General features: G+C 47.0%; 15 protein-coding genes. 7 read left to right on the top strand and 8 right to left on the bottom strand.

Annotation, left to right across the window (positions count from 1 at the left end; all coding sequences use genetic code 11):
- The first annotated feature begins 9 nt into the window (after positions 1–9).
- Positions 10–1449 carry an FkbM family methyltransferase gene (locus HPY27_RS28650; protein WP_174226504.1) on the top strand — a complete coding sequence of 480 codons (1440 nt, stop codon included), beginning with the start codon at positions 10–12 and terminating at the stop codon, positions 1447–1449.
- Between the two features lie 51 nt (positions 1450–1500).
- On the opposite strand, the gene HPY27_RS28645 is transcribed toward HPY27_RS28650, so the two are convergent.
- The 6 genes from HPY27_RS28645 to HPY27_RS28620 form a co-directional block, all read right to left on the bottom strand.
- A complete protein-coding gene (locus HPY27_RS28645; protein ID WP_174226503.1) occupies positions 1501–2388 on the bottom strand; it encodes an NAD-dependent epimerase/dehydratase family protein in 888 nt (295 codons plus the stop codon).
- Positions 2389–2413: 25 nt separating this feature from the next.
- Positions 2414–3007, bottom strand: coding sequence for an FkbM family methyltransferase (locus tag HPY27_RS28640; protein ID WP_174226502.1), 594 nt, complete (start codon positions 3005–3007; stop codon positions 2414–2416).
- 14 nt (positions 3008–3021) lie between these two features.
- Positions 3022–3801: a glucose-1-phosphate cytidylyltransferase gene (rfbF, locus tag HPY27_RS28635; protein ID WP_017247453.1), complete on the bottom strand. Its 780-nt coding sequence runs from the start codon at positions 3799–3801 to the stop codon at positions 3022–3024.
- A 24-nt stretch (positions 3802–3825) separates the two neighbouring features.
- Positions 3826–4917 carry a CDP-glucose 4,6-dehydratase gene (gene rfbG / locus HPY27_RS28630; protein WP_174226513.1) on the bottom strand — a complete coding sequence of 364 codons (1092 nt, stop codon included), beginning with the start codon at positions 4915–4917 and terminating at the stop codon, positions 3826–3828.
- Entirely contained in the window at positions 4910–6313 is a 1404-nt protein-coding gene (locus HPY27_RS28625) for a sugar phosphate nucleotidyltransferase (protein ID WP_174226501.1), read from the bottom strand. Before HPY27_RS28625 ends, rfbG begins: the two co-directional genes overlap by 8 nt.
- A 113-nt stretch (positions 6314–6426) precedes the next feature.
- The gene (locus HPY27_RS28620) at positions 6427–7272 is read right to left on the bottom strand and encodes a hypothetical protein (protein ID WP_017247450.1); all 846 of its coding nucleotides are present in this window, start codon (positions 7270–7272) and stop codon (positions 6427–6429) included.
- A gap of 207 nt (positions 7273–7479) precedes the next feature.
- Here HPY27_RS28620 and HPY27_RS28615 point away from each other — a divergent pair, with 207 nt between their 5' ends.
- Positions 7480–8328, top strand: coding sequence for a DUF1698 domain-containing protein (locus HPY27_RS28615; RefSeq protein ID WP_106836735.1), 849 nt, complete (start codon positions 7480–7482; stop codon positions 8326–8328).
- A gap of 123 nt (positions 8329–8451) precedes the next feature.
- Complete coding sequence (locus tag HPY27_RS28610; protein WP_174226500.1) at positions 8452–9639, top strand: glycosyltransferase family 2 protein; 1188 nt, start codon at positions 8452–8454, stop codon at positions 9637–9639.
- Between the two features lie 4 nt (positions 9640–9643).
- Here HPY27_RS28610 and HPY27_RS28605 read toward each other — a convergent pair whose 3' ends face one another.
- Entirely contained in the window at positions 9644–9991 is a 348-nt protein-coding gene (locus tag HPY27_RS28605) for a DUF1360 domain-containing protein (RefSeq protein ID WP_017247447.1), read from the bottom strand.
- Between the two features lie 95 nt (positions 9992–10086).
- On the opposite strand from HPY27_RS28605, the gene HPY27_RS28600 reads away from it, so the two are divergent.
- On the top strand, positions 10087–11184 hold the full coding sequence (locus HPY27_RS28600; protein WP_174226499.1) for a peptidoglycan-binding protein: 1098 nt from the start codon (positions 10087–10089) through the stop codon (positions 11182–11184).
- Positions 11185–11239: 55 nt separating this feature from the next.
- On the opposite strand, the gene HPY27_RS28595 is transcribed toward HPY27_RS28600, so the two are convergent.
- Positions 11240–12625: a hypothetical protein gene (locus HPY27_RS28595; protein WP_017247445.1), complete on the bottom strand. Its 1386-nt coding sequence runs from the start codon at positions 12623–12625 to the stop codon at positions 11240–11242.
- 135 nt (positions 12626–12760) lie between these two features.
- Between HPY27_RS28595 and HPY27_RS28590 the strand changes: the two genes are divergently transcribed.
- The 3 genes from HPY27_RS28590 to HPY27_RS28580 all read left to right on the top strand — a co-directional run.
- Positions 12761–13645, top strand: a complete 885-nt coding sequence (locus HPY27_RS28590) for a glycosyltransferase family 2 protein (RefSeq protein WP_017247444.1) — start codon at positions 12761–12763, stop codon at positions 13643–13645.
- A 108-nt stretch (positions 13646–13753) separates the two neighbouring features.
- Positions 13754–14956 (top strand): BMQ_0737 family morphogenetic spore coat protein, encoded by a 1203-nt coding sequence (locus HPY27_RS28585; RefSeq protein ID WP_017247443.1) that lies wholly within the window; start codon positions 13754–13756, stop codon positions 14954–14956.
- Positions 14957–15108: 152 nt separating this feature from the next.
- On the top strand, positions 15109–17557 hold a 2449-nt coding region (locus HPY27_RS28580), incomplete at its 3' end, for a coiled-coil domain-containing protein (protein ID WP_483296520.1).

The following is a 17557-nucleotide window of genomic DNA, read 5'->3' as shown; positions in this document are numbered from 1 at the left end:
CATCTTTGTATGTCACGCATGCAGCAAATTCGGGAGACGTGGAGGAAGGAGCGCCGAATCCCGTTTCCATTAACAGAACAAGAGACTTGGGATTTTTGGATATTGGAAGCACCGACAACCGATTTGAAAAAGTCGAAGATCAAACATATAGCAAAAACGATAGGCATACGCACCTTGATCGAGACAGGTACATTTAAGGGCGACATGTTGCAAGCGATGAAAAACCATTTTGATTTGCTCGTTTCCATCGAGCTGGATGAAGCCTTGTTTATAGCGGCAAAAGAGAGATTTTCAGGCGACAGCCACATCCATATCCTCCACGGTGACAGCGGAGTAGTATTGACCAACCTGATGCACTCTGTTACATCACCTTGCCTGTTTTGGCTGGACGGTCATTACATCCCCCGCTCAACTGAGGCAGCCAAAGGAGACCTAGACACCCCCATCTTGCATGAGCTGGCTGCCATTCTGCAGCATTATGTTCAAAATCACGTCATTTTGATTGATGATGCTCGTTGCTTTATTGGTCCCAATCCATTGTTGAACGATTATCCCACTATCCAAGAACTACGAGAATTCGTTCATTCTATTCGTCCCGACCTCTTATTCGTCGTAGGAAATGACATCATCATGATCTACAATCCACTTGAAGGAGCAACGAATTCGATGAAGAAAGTTGACTTTCACCTACCGTTTGACAATCAAACCTTTACCGTCTATGGGGACGGCTCTGATCAAAGCGTCCTGTACTTTATGGAGTATTACAATGGATACTATGAAGACTACGTTATCCTTCCTCTGAAAAAAATCGTACAACCTGACCATGTTTGCCTAGACATCGGTGCGAACATCGGTCCGATCTCACTCGCTCTGAGCTATCTTGCGCCCCAAGGCAAGGTGTACGCATTCGAACCCTCCGATGTCAATTATCCTTATCTCCTGCGAAACCTGTCCGAGAATCACATCACCAATGTCGAGCCACTCCAGCTCGGAATAGCAGACCGGAACGGGAACATCCATTTTAAAGACGACCCGCGTGGAGGCGGATGGTCTTATATCCCGCATGAGCCAGAAGACGTGGAGAAATCCACCCAATTCATATCATGTGTCAGGCTGGATGACTGGGTAGAGCAGAATATGATATCGCGTCTCGACCTCATTAAAATTGACGTGGAAGGCTCGGAGGTCATCGTCTTGGAAAGTGCCATGCGAACGCTTAAGCAGTGGGACCCGGATGTGATCATTGAATTCAACCCAGAGAGCATCAAGGAAAACTTCGGGAGACATCCACTCGTGCTATACACACTGCTGGAGAAATTGTTTTCCCATATCTATATGTTTAAGCGGGACAATACGGTGGTGAAGGTGAAGAACTACAACCATTTACTAGACGAAATGAAACCTTTCCACGCTGATCTGTTCTGCACGAACAAGACCTTCCTCGATTAAGGGCACACGAAAAAACATGGCTGCAGGCTCGCCATGTTTTTTGTTTCGCTGCTAGTTGAAATCGGCCATTACCTTTCTCAATCCATCCTCCAGCTTTACATGATGATTCCACCCTAATGCTTGAAGCGGTCGATTATCCGCTTGTGAATGCATGATTTCCATATCTGTATAAGCAATCGAGCCGAACTTCAGAACCGTGCTTGATTTGGTTATCTGATGAACCAGTTCTACAAACTCGCGGATCGAAGTAGCAGTACCTGTCCCTACCTGGTATTCCGTAAAGCCTGCGGGTAGACGGGCAGCATGCGCCAACAGCACACGAAAGGCAGAAACAACATCATCCACATAAATAAAGTCCCTTGCTTGCTTTCCTTCTGTTAGCCTTAGTTCGGTCTGATTTTCGAGACAGCTTTTGATGACAGTCGAGACAAATTTATTCCTATTGTCAAAAGGACCATACAGATGCTCCAGCCTGACGTTTATGAATGGCAGGGAAGATGTATCTGCTAGGCATTTTCCCCATTCTCGAAACTGACGCTTCGTCAAATTGTATGGTTGTAGATGCTTGGATAATCGGACGGGCGCACTGGAAAACGTATCTGTATTCAGAAAAACAGGGGTGCCAAAGCGCATAGCCACATCCAGTAGTTTCAGCGGAAAGGTTACATTGGCATCTACCATCGTGGCATTGCTCTCGTTGTTGCGTCCATAACAGGTTGCCGTATGGATGATCGCATCGATTCTCTCCTGCTCCAGAAAAGGAGCTTCCCATTGACCGCAATCCGTATCATAGGTAATCAAATCAGGTAATATGTCCTGGATGCGCGAGCAATCGGAAGTGCTCCTTTTCAAAATGATGACGGTATGTCCGTCCAATCGCAGCGCTTTTACGAGCTGGCTTCCGAGAAAGCCTGTCGCGCCGGTCACAAGTATCTTCATTTGGGATCGCTCCCCTTCACCTGCTTTATACCCAGTTCAAGTCGATGTTGTGAATTCGTTTTTCTTGCATGACCCTCCGAAAGTGATCGGCTTTCGTTTTCAAGTCTTCGATCAGCCATTCATGATTTTCTACGACGATTTTTTCTATTTGCAGGTGTAAATTTTGCTCCACGATTTTTTCCAACAGTTCAAATTCTGCCCCCTCGATATCCATTTTGATCAATTTGATCGGACGATTGAGCATTTGGATAAACTGTGTCAAATCGATCACCTCTACCTCTACATACTTTTCGGGATTCGTAACTGGATGATTAGTCAGAAGAGAAGAGGCATAAGCAGACCCTGCCGGATCCGTATGGTAAAGATCATGCAAATGCAAGCGTAGCTTGTCGTTTTTATGCCAAACCGCTTTATTTATACATATGACATTGGGATAGGATCCCACCCTTTTTTTCAATTCCTCAAATACGTATGGATTCGGTTCAAACGCAAAGACGAGGGCGCCTTTATCCGCCATTTTTTGAGAAATGAGCCCGTGATTTGCCCCACAATCGATCGTTATGTCCCCGTATCCGATTGGAGAAAAAACCTCTTCACTGTTCTCGTTTAATCCACCCACTCCTGCTTCCTCCTTCATATTCGGCTGGTTGCCCATGCTGCTTTTCCGGATTTCCACAGTTCTTCCAAGTAGTTTTTATCTCTGAGCGTATCCATTGGATGCCAAAAACCGGTATGCTTGAAAGCCATCAGTTGATTCGCCTTGGCCAAGCTCTCCAGCGGCTCTTTTTCCAATACCGTCTCATCACCCGCAATATAGTCAAGTACGCCCGGCTCCATGACAAAAAAACCAGCATTGATCCAGCCGCCGTCCCCCTTTGGCTTCTCTTGGAATCCTCTTACGGTGTTCCCATTGACAATATCCAATGCTCCGAATCGGCCTGGCGGTTGAGTCGTAGTGATCGTTGCGAGTTTTTTATGCGTGCGATGAAATTTTACCAACTGTTCAATATCAATGTCGGATAAGCCATCTCCATACGTCAGCATGAATGTTTCTTCTCCCACATACTTCTGTATCCGCTTCACCCTTCCACCTGTCCCTGTGTCTTTCCCCGTATCAATCAATGTGACTCGCCACGGCGCAGCATTATGGTTGTGAAAAGTGACCTGATTGTCGTTACGAAAATCAAACGTCACATCAGAATGGTGAAGGAAGTAGTGCGCGAAGTACTCCTTGATCATGTAGCCTTTGTATCCGAGACAGATGATGAAATCATGGAAACCGTACTTGGAATAAATGGACATGATATGACAAATGATGGGCCAATCACCGATCTCAATGAGCGGCTTCGGACGAAGATGCGTTTCTTCTCCAATGCGCGTGCCATACCCTCCTGCTAGGATGACGACTTTCATTGGTTGCCCTCCTTCCTCTGTTCTTCATTGGGTCCTATCTGTATACGCTGCGATTTGGGCCAAACAGATTTCCCTTACGTCTTGCTTTTGCTGATAAGCCTTATGCCAAAAAATGATACTGTCCAAGGTCTGCTCGAGTGACCAGGTGGGCTTCCAGCCTATTACACTTTTGGCTTTGGAACAGTCCAGCTTTAAATATTGGGCTTCGTGCCACTGTGGATCTGTTCGCTCTGCTTCAAAGCAGGCACCAGCTCCCCAGCGCTCACACAACTGCTGGACGATCCACTCTACCGATTTGGCATCTTCCTCATTCGGACCAAAATTCCAGCTCTGGGCGTAATCCTTGCCATTTCCCCACATTTTTTCTGCGAGCATTAAATACCCCTTCAATGGCTCAAGGACGTGCTGCCACGGCCGAATCGCTTTTGGATTTCGGATGGTGATTTTTTCTCCCTTTATCAAGGCACTCAGGCAATCCGGTATCAAGCGATCAAGAGCCCAATCGCCGCCGCCGATTACATTGCCTGCTCGCGCTGAAGCAATGGCTACGCCATGCTGGTGATCACGATCGGGGTGAAAGAAAGCATTGCGATAGGAGGCAGTCACTTGCTCCGAACATGCTTTACTGTTGGAATACGGGTCATAGCCGCCCAACACATCTTGCTCACGGTATCCCCACACCCACTCCCGGTTTTCATAAACCTTATCCGTCGTAACATTGATGATTGCTTTGATTTTCATACCGTTCTGCACAGCCACTCTCGCCGCTTCGAGTACATTCACCGTACCCATGACATTGATTTCGTAGGTTTCCGCCGGATATTGATACGATAGACGCACCAGCGGCTGAGCGGCCATGTGAATGATGATATCTGGGTTTGCTTGGTTGATCGCTTTTTGAACACTTTCCTTCGATCTGACATCATCAATGATCGAATCAACCAATGAGCTGATTTGGGCACACTGAAAAATACTCGGATTCGTCGGCGGCGACAGCGCATACCCTGTTACCTTCGCCCCTAAATGATGCAGCCATAAGCACAGCCATGACCCTTTGAACCCCGTATGACCTGTGATCAACACTTTTTTGTCTCGCCAAAACGCTGGATCAATCATCGTGATCACCGTGCTTCCCTAACTGCTCCAGGATCGCTGACCACGTCATTCCGAGTCGAACGATATCTTCTTCCACCAGCTGACTTCCCATCTGTACTTCGATGAATTCCAGCTCGGTCGTAGCTTTGATTGCATGTTTGGCTCCTACCGGGATTTGCAATACGTCACCTGGTCCAACCTGGCTCAGCTGATCATCCAAAATGAACTCGCCGCAGCCCTCTACGATGATCCATACTTCGCTACGATGGTGATGGTACTGATAGCTCAAATTTTTCCCGGCGTATACATGGATTCTTTTCGTTAATACTTCCACGTCGTCTTCATTCTTCTGTAAATGCATAACCTGATACCATCCCCAGCGCCGCTCTTCATACATTGGGCGCTTTGTCCAATTCAAAGCCAAATTTTTGACCATATGGCTTTGTTCCTTAGAAGAAACGAGGATGCCATCAGGACTGGCCGCCACGATCATATCCGATAAACCGATGGACACGATAGGTATGTCCAATTCGTTGATAACGTGTGTATTCGTGCAACTCTCATCGATCAAAACCTTACCGATTGCATTCCCGCTCATTTCTTCTGTGAGCGTATTCCACGTCCCTAAGTCCTTCCAGGCTCCGTCATACGGGAGAACGACTACTTTCTCTGCCTTTTCTACAATCTCATAGTCAAAGCTGATGGCAGGCATTTGGCTATATTGCTCAAGCATGCGGTTGTATTCAGTAGGCAATCCTTTTTGCTCCAATTCGCGAATCAGATAACCCAATCGAAAAGCAAAAATTCCACAATTCCATAGAGCCTTCTTTTCTACTAAATCCTGCGCTTGCTCAAGAGTCGGCTTTTCTTTGAAGCTTTTTACTTTTTGATAGGCATGAGGCCTTTCACCCTGACCCGACTCTGATTCCAGCTTTGGAACAATGTAACCGTATTTCGTAGATGGGTACGTAGGCTTCACTCCGATTAATGCGAGATTCGCACCTGATCTGAGTATGACGTTCTCCAGCTCCTTGATCCTGTCCATGAAGCGATCCTCAACGAATGGATCGACAGGCATGATGGCAATGACTTCATCCGGGTCCATTGTCAAAGCAGAGTACAAATAGGTCACCGCTAAAGCAATGGCAGGGAAGGTATCCCTTTTTTCCGGCTCCACGATCAAAGGAACGCCTTCTCCAAGTTGGCTTTGAAGCAAGTCAACATGCGAACGGCCTGTTGAAATATAAACAGGCTCCGACCAATTGCGGAAGGCTAGCTGCCTCCACACTCGTTGAACCATCGCCTCTGGTTGGGCATGTGCATTGCCTATCAACTTCAAGAACTGTTTGGACCTGACATCATTGGAGAGCGGCCACAGCCTTTTCCCTGAACCACCCGATAGTAATATCAGTTTCACCCAGGCCACCTCTATCCGTTTATCGTGTTGTATGCACCATCTTATGCGTTTGTCGCAGTCGATGCTCTATGATCCAATGAAAATGGTCAAATAACACGAGGGATGATAGAAGCCTATAAAAACTGAATCCATCGATTGGAAATATAATCGAAAATGTAAGAACCTGCTTGGGGGAGATAGGGAGCCGTAAAAAACTTCATATGGTGCTTCGTGTATCCTTGAAAATGAAGAGAAAACAACGGGACAAATTGACTCGTTGCCTTATCCTTGCAGCACAGGACACCATTTATCGAGTAAATTTTCTTAAAGCCATACAAGTTCTCCACCGAAGCAGACTGCTGAATATTGCCGTCAAAAAAGCCATCATGAAACAAGCCGTTCGTCATTTGGTAATCCTTAAATTGCGAAAGAAATAGCAAGGCCAGCACCATATCTGTAATTAAAGGTTGATTGAATCTGACATGTTCCTTTCTCTGCATCGTGTAATGAACGACTTTCGCGAATGTAATCGGATTGGCAAACTGAGACGTCATGAACTCGCAAAATTGTTCTAGCTTCTGCCTATCTAAGAAATTGGTCCATACGAATTCCATCATAAAGTTGTCAAAGCGCGGATGGTTTACGTCGGTAAACAGCATGACATCCGTATCGATATAACAGCATTTTGGAATCTGATGCTTTTTCATAAACGCCAACAAAATAAACCATCTTTGAAAACAAAATAGGTTGTATTCATAGGGCATGAAATGAATATGTTTATAGACTCTCGTCATTTCGATAGCGGCAGGCATGTAATCGTCTATTATCTCGTGAATGATGCCGTTCATAGCATACCTTCTGTTTCCCCCATTCCCTATCAGATAGACGGGCGAATGGGGATTGCTTCTTTTTGCTTGCTGCAAGCTGTATGTGAGATAATCATCGTCCCCGCGATGGATGATCACGATAGGCAAGGCCATACTTTTTCCGCCTCCTTTTTCTCCCCATACTTTATGTACGTGACAGACAACGAGAAACGGGCATATGCCTTTTTTCCAAAATCATGCATGTTGGCAAGCAACTTTAGACCTGAATAGGACGAAATTAATGCATTTATATCATTTCCCCCAGCACGGTCCGAACATATCGTATAGGGCAAGCACTCTGCAATGAAGGGGGACATGTCGATGGGAAGATTTTGGACAGATCAGGAAATTCTCGATGAGATCAGCAAACGGCGATGGTACCATAAGATCGCGCTGCGACCCGGTATTGTCACACCCGGGATTACGCTTCTGGAAGGTATATGGAATATGACGAGACAATCCAGAGAATACATCCAATATTCGGGGAAACGCGTCCTTGATCTCGCTAGTTTTGACGGAATGTGGGCGTTTGAAGCGGAGCAAAGAGGGGCAAGTCTTGTCGTGGCTACGGACTGTATGCAGCCGCTCTATTTGAATTTTGAGTTTTGCAAGAACATCCTACAAAGCAAAGTTTTGCCGCTGTACAATACCAGCCCATATAAATTATGGGAAGGGCTGCAAGTATTGCTGATGGACGATTTTATTGAACCCCTGCCGTTCCCACATCAAATTCGGCACAATCAATTTGATGTCGTCCAGCATCTTGGTCTGCTCTATCATCTGCGCGATCCGATGTGGACATTGTCACAATGCCGGAGCGTGATTAAACCAGGTGGGCACCTCTTGTTGGAAACTGCCTGTATTTTGGATACAACCCAATCGATCATGGTCTACAACGGAGCTCCTGGACAAATGAACCGGATTTATAAGGACGATACCACTTGGTGGCTGCCGTCCGTCCTTTGCATCGAGGAGATGCTCCGAGGCACACTGTTTGAAATCATTCCTGAATCGGTTCGGACCATCCCTTCCGGCAGAATCAACAATTACGATGCGGGTCGCATCAGCCTCGTGGCAAGAGCCATTTCTGGCAAAGAGATCGACCCTAACTGCCACGCGGAATTGCTTCGTATCTTCCGAAATCCAGGGATCGTTCCGGACTACCTGTAATCTCCGGGTAAATTGAAATCGGGTGCACAAGATCAACGATGCTTGTGTACCCGATTTTCCATTCTTTCATAGTCTGATGGTAGTGCATGCATTTTTTATGATGGAAAGATGGGAGTGAATCTCGTGTCCCACTCACAGCAACCATTAGTGAGTATCATTACCCCCTCTTACAACCAAGGCCGGTTTATTCGTGAGACCATAAATAGCATATTGACTCAGGACTATGTAAACCTTGAGCATATCGTGGTAGATGGAGGCTCGACTGACGATACCCTCTCCATCTTGCAAGAATATGCACAAAAAGATCCGCGCTTCCGTTTTATTTCCGAACCGGATCGCGGACAGTCTCATGCGCTTAACAAAGGCTTGGCATTGGCAAGAGGGGAAATCATCGGCTGGCTGAATTCAGACGACACCTATGTACCTGGCGCCATTATGAAGGCTGTTCACGCTTTTGCGAGTAACCCCGCCTGGGGAATGCTTCACGGCAATTGCCATGTGATGAACGAGTACGGTCAAGTATCCACCACCTATCCGTCAGAACAGGCTGATTCCAAGAAGTTGTATCAGAGCTGTGTGATTTGCCAGCCATCCGCTTTCATCAGAGCCCACGTCTTCAGGCACATGGGGGGCGTAGATGAAAAATTGCAATTTTGCATGGATTATGACCTGTGGATGCGCATCGCCAAATTTTACCCCATCGGTTATCTGCCTCACTATTTAGGAAACGCTCGAATCCACACAGCGTGCAAATCAGCTACCCAATGGCATTCCGTCGGCGTACCTGAAGTCTTACGATCTCTTGCAAAAAATTATTCGTCCATACCCAGCCATTGGATATCGTACGTTCCACAATACAAAGGCATGGGTGTACTCGACCTGTTGAGGCTCTACAAGTCCTTTCCATCCAATACAACCAGAATCACAAGCATGAATCGGGGGATGGACTTGTGGGCGCCTCCTGTCCTGCGCGCGATTGTTGAATCAGATCCTTCTGCACCGGCTCAAATGTTGTTAGTAAAGGGCAAAGTCCCTGGCTCCCCCGTAAAATTGCCGAAGCCCATTGTTTTGACTGCGCTCGTGAATGGCGTAAATGTAAAAAGTTATACCGTTGATAAGCCCACCTTTGCCCTCGAAATTCCACTCGATCCGAATGCCAAGACGGTTCGTGTGGACATCGCGTCTTCCAGTATCGGTGTACCGAGCACTCCTCAAGTCCAGCAAAGAATCGTAGGAGGATACATGGCCGAAGAGATCATTCCTCTTTCGTATGACGAAGTGATCGTATACAAAATTTTTTCGAGGAGCTAACCTTTCAACTCGAATACAGCTTTGTCTCAATGACAGCCGCCGCTCCGGCTATGGCAAGCAGGAGCAACAACGGATAGGCGGCTGGCACATACATATACAACCCAACGATCAAAGCGCCCACCCAAATTCCCACGCACCAATGGCAGCTCAACAATCTGCCTATCCATTGGCGCACCCTCCCGCCTTTAAATTGAAAGTCCCGAACCATTTGCCCCGACTCATCGGGTACATATAACACCTGATAAAATGGGGTTCGCAGAAAAGACGTGATCTCATCAAAAACAATCAAATGCGTGAGACGAAAGCTTGCCAGCACGAGGATGATTAGGTCGATCCAAGAGAGGTCAAACATTCCACCTCCACCTCTTTCCAATATTTTGTGCTTTTCTCATTTGTTCCACATTTAGTACCATTGTGGTGCGACAAATCATAGAAAGGCGTGATGAGATGAATCGCAACATAAAGAAAATGGCAACGATCCTTTCCCTGTCCGTCCTCGTTACTATGATCGGACAACCTGCATTTGCGAAAACAAGCTTTACCTCTTTGAAAAAAGGGATGAAAAACTCGCGCGTGCTTGAAGTGGAAAAGATGCTCGATGCACTTCATTACGACTACAAGCTGGTAGTGGACAAGACATACAACAGCTACACGGCTTCTAACGTCAAAGCATTTCAGAAAAAATACAAGCTGGCGCAAACCGGGATTGTAAACAAAACCACTTACGATAAACTGAAGAGCGTGTACCAAGCACGCAATCAAGAGAAGCCGATTACGCCGAGCACACCGTCCAAGCCTACTGAACCCACAGAATCCAATAATTACGTTACGCTGAAATTGGGTGCTAGTGGGGAAAGCGTGAAGGAATTGCAAACAATGCTCGCTGGAATCGGATACAAAGTAACTGCTTCGGGTTATTACGATGAATCTACGCGCTTTGCCGTCATGCTATTCCAGTCACGTAATAAGCAAACTTTGACCGGTGAAGCTGACGCCAAAACCTTTACAGCCATAAAAACACAATACAAGAACAATCCAGTACAGCCTAAACCCGATACGAAGCCGACCGTCCCAACAAATCCAACGACTCCCGTAACACCGAGCAAGCCTGAGCAACCACAAAACCCTGGTGCCGGCACACAAGTTCCTCTTCCCGCTGGTTTGACGGCTGAGGAAAAAGAAATGGTTCAACTCGTGAATCAAGAGCGCACCAGCCGTGGTCTCGCACCATATCAAGTGGACATGCAGTTGGTGAACGTTGCACGTGTAAAAGCTCAAGAGATGGTGAACAAAGCCTACTTTAGCCACACCTCTCCCACTTACGGCTCACCGTTTCAAATGATGGACACTTTTGGTATTCGCTATATAGCTGCTGCTGAAAATATTGCGCAAAACTACTCTGTAAGCAGCGCTCATCAAATGTTCATGAATTCCTCCGGGCACAAAGCCAATATCATGAGTCCGACATACGACTACGTAGCCATTGCTGTCGTGAATGGCGGTCCGCACGGGAAAACATTCGTGCAAATGTTCTTGAAAAAATAGAGGCGCGGAACGGAAAAGCCATCATTTCTACTGAAATGGTGGCTTTTCTTCCATATTAGAAAGACACAGCAATCCGGTTATTTGCCGAAAAGTGTACCGTCTGATCGTTGCACAGCACGACACCCTCAACGACGATTCCCTTCCCCGCTTCTTGTTTCATAAATGAAATCTGAAAGTTTTGGAAGGATTCCGTCGATTCCGGCGCAATGGTTACAGGTTGGATCGGCGCTATCCAGTATTCCCCTCTCTCCATCGCTTGGGCAAACCAATCGTCTTCCAAGTATCTCCATCCTTTTAAGCCCGATGTACCTTGCACGGCCATCGTCTCCACGAGCTTCGGTGGCAATACCTGCCCTCCCATTTTGATCGAATCGACAGGCGAGACACGCAGGCAAACGATTGGATTGTCCAGTTCAACGTTCCCCGTATTTTTCACCTGAAGCGTCCCAATCAACAGGTACGGCTTCTCAACTGATTCAGAGTGAATCAACGTGTAATCAAAATACACTTCTGCCGTTGTACGCAATTCAACCAGTTCAGGCACTTCTTCGACCGGATGAATGGTCACTACCTGTTCCAGGAGTTCTTCTTCTGCCAAGATCATCAGTTCTTCCCGTTCACTGTCTGACTCGCTGTTTGATTCGCTGTTTACTTCACTATTTGAGTCACTATTTGAGTCGCTGGCCTCAGCACTCGGCTGTTCACTTTCCTGAATCGTGATTGGTTCCTCTGCCAATGGCTTTTCATCTGCTCCCTGCTGACTTTCCTTATCAGAGGTAAAGAGCATCGTGGAATAAAACAGCTTTAAAATATTGGGAGGTAAAAACGCCATTGGTTGAATGTGTAATCCATTTTGGAAATACTCCAAAACCCCTGACGCTAAGTGTAGCGCAATTTTTTCCGCATAGATCTTACGCATGCTCACTTCCGTATAAAGCGGCAGCTGCAACTGGATGTGAACGATCGATGGTTGCTTTTGATTTTTGGTTACTTTATAGTGACACGGGATTCCTGACTGCTGCATTTCTGTACGTAGACACTTGACCAGATCTTGCCGCTTATCATCCTCCGACTGAAAGAAAATCAGTCTCGGTTTTTCCAGGACTCGCATTTCCTTCAAGCTGAAACGTATGGCGACATCCGTATTTTTCGCCAGAGACGGATTGTTTTGGCTTAAGACAACCTCCATCCCGCTATCAGAAAGAAATTTTTGAACGTTCCCCAATACCTCCCACTCGTAGGCGGTCCCTCCTGAAGAAGATATGCCTGTAAAAAGAACGCAAACTTTTCCTTTCAACCCCGAATCCAGGTCAACTCTTTTATTCGTCGAATCCCACTTCAATTGAAAGCCATTTTTCTTGCAAAATAAACGAAACGCTGGCAGAGCAGCGTACGGCATGGTCCCGCCACGTTGACCACTGTAATATACCTCAACATCCATTCCCATCTCTCCTCACGCACTTTCCTTCAGTCCGCGATATTGTATGAATGCCTAGTGTCCAAAGTGAACATTTTTGGCGATGACTGTTCCGAAGAAGCGCTTTGCGCATACGATGCTACAGAAAGGAGTGGTCATATGCCCACCTCACAAATGCCCCTAATCTCCATTATCATTCCTGTAAAAAATGAGGGGGACAATGTGCGTTCTACCATCACTTCCCTTTTGAATACAAGAACCACGTATCCATATGAAGTGATCGTAGTCGATGATGCCTCAACTGATAACGGTTGTCACTTTCTACAAGGCCACGGGCAAAATGAAAAAATAAAATTAATCACAACAGAAGGCATTGGTGCTGCTGCTGCACGAAACTTGGGCGTGAATCACGCACGCGGCAACTACTTCATTTTTTGCGATGCCCATCTGTCTTTTGAAAACTTTTGGATCGATCGCATGATGGAGCTCATCCTTACAAAAAAAGCAGATGGAGTTGCTCCGGGAATTGCCTCCATGACGGAGCCACATAAAATTGGTTATGGGCAAAATCTGAATCAAAAGCTTGAGATCAGCTGGTATCCAAAGCCAACAGGTCCGTCACCGGTTGCGATATTGCCAGGGGGATGCTTCTTGGTCACCAGAGAGGCTTTTATGAAAGTCGGGGGTTTTGACCGTGGTTTTCGCATATGGGGATTTGAAGATATCGAGTTTTCCATCAAAATGTGGCTCTTTGGATATACGTGTCTGGTCCAGCCATCCGTAAAAATTTTGCATTTGTTCAGGCAAGTTCACCCTTACACAATTGCACATGAGCACATTTATTACAATATGCTTCGCATGGCGTACAGCCATTTTAACGAGCAGCGGATTGAGGCAGCGAAAAAACTTGTACTCTACGCAAATGCGAGTGAAATTGCGGATGACGTGCTGACTTGCGGGGCTGCCGCTCAGCGTGTTCGATACACTGCCCAAAGAAAATTCGACGACAATTGGTTCTTTCAAAAATTTCAAATTCCATTCTGACAAGATAGTGACCTAAAAAATAGGCGCATGCTCAACATGCCAAACTCCGGTTGCCCACATAGTATGTAACTGCAAAGCAAACTCCCTAGGAAAGGAAGGATTCTTACGGTGAAACATCACGTGAAGCCCATTATGGGTCGCCAGCTCCCTACACCGACGCCTACAGCAACTCCTCCTATATCGAACAACCTGCAGGAAGAGTGCATTCGCGTCAATAAGGTGTATGACTGGGTAGTATTAGCGAACAGCTACCGAAACAAGATTGCCCTTCCCGACGATTGTCAAGCTCTGGTAGACGCTGCTATTCGTGCAGGGCAAGATATCACGATCTCCTGCGTTGAGCCAGTTTCTCCTGGTCCTACTTGCAGAGTCGTCAGTATTCGCCGCGAGAACATTGTAGTCAATGGGACCACTGTTCGGGTCGGTGTCGTTCGCTTCGTGTTCGGAGCCACTGTGCTCGTTCGCGTCTTCGCAGACGGAACACCTCTCTGCGAATTCACAACGACAGTGCAATTCGATCAGGAAGTCGTACTCTGCCTGCCTGAACCGCTTGATGAGGACAATATCTTGTGCCGAATCAGTGCTTTCGAGTGCTCACCAACCGGTACTGTTCTCCTCGGTGGCATGGTTCAACTCGACGTCATTGTCTGCGTAGAAATCCAGGTAGAAGCAGAAGTCAAACTAGAAGTATTGGCGAAATTCTGCTCTCCACGTCCAAACAACATTCCAATTCCATCGCCAACGCCATCTTTCCGTTGCCCGCCGATCACATTCCCACCACAATGCCCACCAATCTTCCCAGTACGCAACTGCGATTGCCAGGCGTCCGTCAACGCGTTGGTACCAAACGTCTCCGTATCGATTGGTATCCCGCTCGCCATTGCCGTCGGTACGATCCAGCTCATCGCGGATATCTGCCCAAGTTGCGATCCATCCAGCAGCTCGTTTACCTTTAACTTCTTTGATGCTCTCCTGCCTGATGTCCTTGGCGATCAAAGCTTCAGCTTCTCGCCAACGACTATCAGTTCTCCGACATGCATTAGCGTACTGCCTATCCTGCCAATTGTGACAGGTCTGGTCGTAACAGGTACTGGTGTACGGACATTCACAGCAACAGGCGCACAAGAAACGGTGACCTACTCTCTGACACTCGCCGAAACAGGACTCAACCTGCCAGACGTTATCATCCTGACACTCACCGACTCTTCTGGCGTCCTCGTCTTCAGTGCCACAATTACAATCGTTCCAGACGAACAATTACTGGTTGCCGATTGCATCACGTTTGGGGATATTGTCATTACCACTCCGTAAGAAATAAATATTCGTTTCCAATCAGGCGGGAGAAGACTAGCACTTCTCCCGTTTTTTCTATATAGAAACCCGTCACTACAATACAGGCACCAATTCCCACCCCGTACATATGTCTATATGGGAAAGCCAGACGGAAAAAGGAGGACAACACTGTGTACAAAAGGAGAATCTCCAATGCGAACAAGTCGAGAGAAAATGAGAAGCTCCTCCTGCTAAAAAAACAAGCACACTACTACGAAGAAAAAGCAAACCAACTCATGCAAGAAGTGTGGTACCTACAGAAGCAGATAGAGGAAACATCCCAAAAAAATGAAACATACAGAGAGCAGCTTGAACAATTGAACCAGAACCTCCACGATTTGGACAGCAAAGGGGCAGAATGGAAGCAGCGCTTGAATGATTCACAAGACATGCTTCAAGAAATGAAAAGCAAGCTCGACTACTACGAGCATCTCCTGAAACAACGGGAAAATGCCATAACCGACCACCAGGAAACAGAAGCAAAACTAAAGAGTTCGATCGACAGCTTGCAAACCGAGATCAGAGAGCAGCGAAAAGGTCCACGGCTTGAAGAAATCATGTCCAAACATCAAGCGCAGGAATCACACTTACGCGAGCACATAGAATTGCTCCAACGGCGAGTACAAAGTTACGAACAAAAAGAGGCACAATGGCAAAAAACGTTACACGAGCAAGATCAGCAGCATCTGAGTCAAATCGAGGAGATCCTGCATGAACGCCAACAGCATTTAGACATGATAGAACATCTGGAGCAGCAACAGCTCACATGGAAACAAGCTTTGGATCATGTAAATGAAGAGTTTGAAAGTGCGCAGATGAGACAGCACGAGCAACTATCCAAACTGGAGTCATTGAATCAGCAGTTGGAGGACGCACGGGCACGGGAAGAGCAGACACTCTCTGACCTAAAGCAGTTTACAGAAGCAAACGCAAATTGGGAGCAACGAAAGCAGGAACTACAGGTGAGGGAGCAAAACCTCCACGCATTTGAGCATAGTCTCACGGCACAGGAGCAGGAACTTCACGATCTTGAGCAAGAGTTGCTGGGGCAAGGGCAGGAACTGCATTCCCTAGCGAGTAGCCTTCAGACGAAAGAGCAGGATCTACTCTCTCTCGAACAAGACCTCCTATCGAAGGGGCAAGAGCTGCATTCTCAGACGCAACACCTACAAAAACGGGAGCAGAAACTTCTCGATCATGAACAAGAGCTTCAGACGCAATGGTTAGAACTGCATTCTCAAGCGGATCACTTGCAGACGCAAGAACAAGAGCAACTCACTCTTAATCAAGAGCTCCAGACGAAGGGACTGGAACTGCATTCTCAGACACAAGAACTTCAAGCACGGGAGCAGGAACTACTCAGTCTTAAGCAAGAGCTTCAGGGGCAAAGCCAAGAACTTCAATCCCTAGCGGATAAACTGCAGACGAAAGAACAAGATCTGCTTGTTACAAATCAAAGGCTCGAGGCTAAGGAGCTGGAGCTGCATTCTCAGATACAAGAACTTCAAGCACGGCAGCAGGAACTTGTCGGACTTGAGCAAGAGCTCCTTGTTACCGACCAAAAGCTCGAGGCTAAGGAGCTGGAACTGCAATCTCAGACACAGGCACTTCAAGCACGGCATCAGGAACTTGTCGGGCTTGAACAAGCGTTACAAGCGCAAAGATTAGAAATGCACTCTCAGGCACAAGACCTCCATGCACGAGAACAGGATCTTCACGTTCTCGAACAAGTGCTTCAAACTCAAGGGCAAGACCTTCAATCCCTAGCTCATAACCTCGAGACGAAAGAACAACAGCTCCAGTCCAAAGAGCTCGTGTTGCATTCTCAAACGCAAGACCTCAACGCACGGGAACAAGAACTTCTCGATCTCGAGCAAGAGCTTCAGACTCAAGGCCAAGACCTTCAATCCCTAGCTCATAACCTGCAGACGAAAGAGCAGCATCTCTCATCCAAAGAGCAAGAACTGCATTCCCAAACGCAAGATCTCAACTCACGGGAGCAGGAACTTCTCGATCTCGAGCAAGAGCTTCAGACTCAAGGGCAAGACCTTCAATCCCTAGCTCATAACCTGCAAACGAAAGAACAACAGCTCCAGTCCAAAGAGCTAGTGCTCCATTCTCAAACGCAAGACCTCAACTCACGGGAGCAGGAACTTCTCGATCTCGAACAAGAACTTCAGACTCAAGGCCAAGAACTTCAATCCCTAGCTCAAAACCTGCAAACGAAAGAGCAGCATCTCACTTCCAAAGAGCAAGAACTGCATTCCCAGACGCAAGACCTCAACTCACGGGAGCAGGAGCTTCTCGATCTCGAACAAGAGCTTCAGACTCAAGGGCAAGACCTTCAATCCCTAGCTCAAAACCTGCAGACGAAAGAGCGGCATCTCACTTCCAAAGAGCAAGAACTGCATTCCCAAACGCAAGATCTCAACGCACGGGAGCAGGAACTTCTCGATCTCGAGCAAGCGCTTCAGACTCAAGGCCAAGACCTTCAATCCCTAGCTCAAAACCTGCAGACGCAAGAGCAGCATCTCACTTCCAAAGAGCAAGAACTGCATTCCCAGACGCAAGATTTCAACG

It is taken from the genome of Brevibacillus sp. HB1.1 (assembly GCF_013332445.1).
Lineage (GTDB): Bacteria > Bacillota > Bacilli > Brevibacillales > Brevibacillaceae > Brevibacillus > Brevibacillus porteri.
The sequence above is the reverse complement of the archived record's forward strand: the minus strand, read 5'-3'. Positions and strand labels throughout refer to the sequence as shown.

Bases quoted from the DNA above. Each gene is read 5' to 3' on its own strand.
- HPY27_RS28650 (WP_174226504.1), top strand. From the start codon at position 10: ATGTCACGCATGCAGCAAATTCGGGAGACGTGGAGGAAGGAGCGCCGA.
- HPY27_RS28645 (WP_174226503.1), bottom strand. From the start codon at position 2,388: ATGAAGATACTTGTGACCGGCGCGACAGGCTTTCTCGGAAGCCAGCTC.
- rfbF (WP_017247453.1), bottom strand. From the start codon at position 3,801: ATGAAAGTCGTCATCCTAGCAGGAGGGTATGGCACGCGCATTGGAGAA.
- rfbG (WP_174226513.1), bottom strand. From the start codon at position 4,917: ATGATTGATCCAGCGTTTTGGCGAGACAAAAAAGTGTTGATCACAGGT.
- HPY27_RS28620 (WP_017247450.1), bottom strand. From the start codon at position 7,272: ATGGCCTTGCCTATCGTGATCATCCATCGCGGGGACGATGATTATCTC.
- HPY27_RS28615 (WP_106836735.1), top strand. From the start codon at position 7,480: ATGGGAAGATTTTGGACAGATCAGGAAATTCTCGATGAGATCAGCAAA.
- HPY27_RS28605 (WP_017247447.1), bottom strand. From the start codon at position 9,991: ATGTTTGACCTCTCTTGGATCGACCTAATCATCCTCGTGCTGGCAAGC.
- HPY27_RS28600 (WP_174226499.1), top strand. From the start codon at position 10,087: ATGAATCGCAACATAAAGAAAATGGCAACGATCCTTTCCCTGTCCGTC.
- HPY27_RS28595 (WP_017247445.1), bottom strand. From the start codon at position 12,625: ATGGATGTTGAGGTATATTACAGTGGTCAACGTGGCGGGACCATGCCG.
- HPY27_RS28590 (WP_017247444.1), top strand. From the start codon at position 12,761: ATGCCCACCTCACAAATGCCCCTAATCTCCATTATCATTCCTGTAAAA.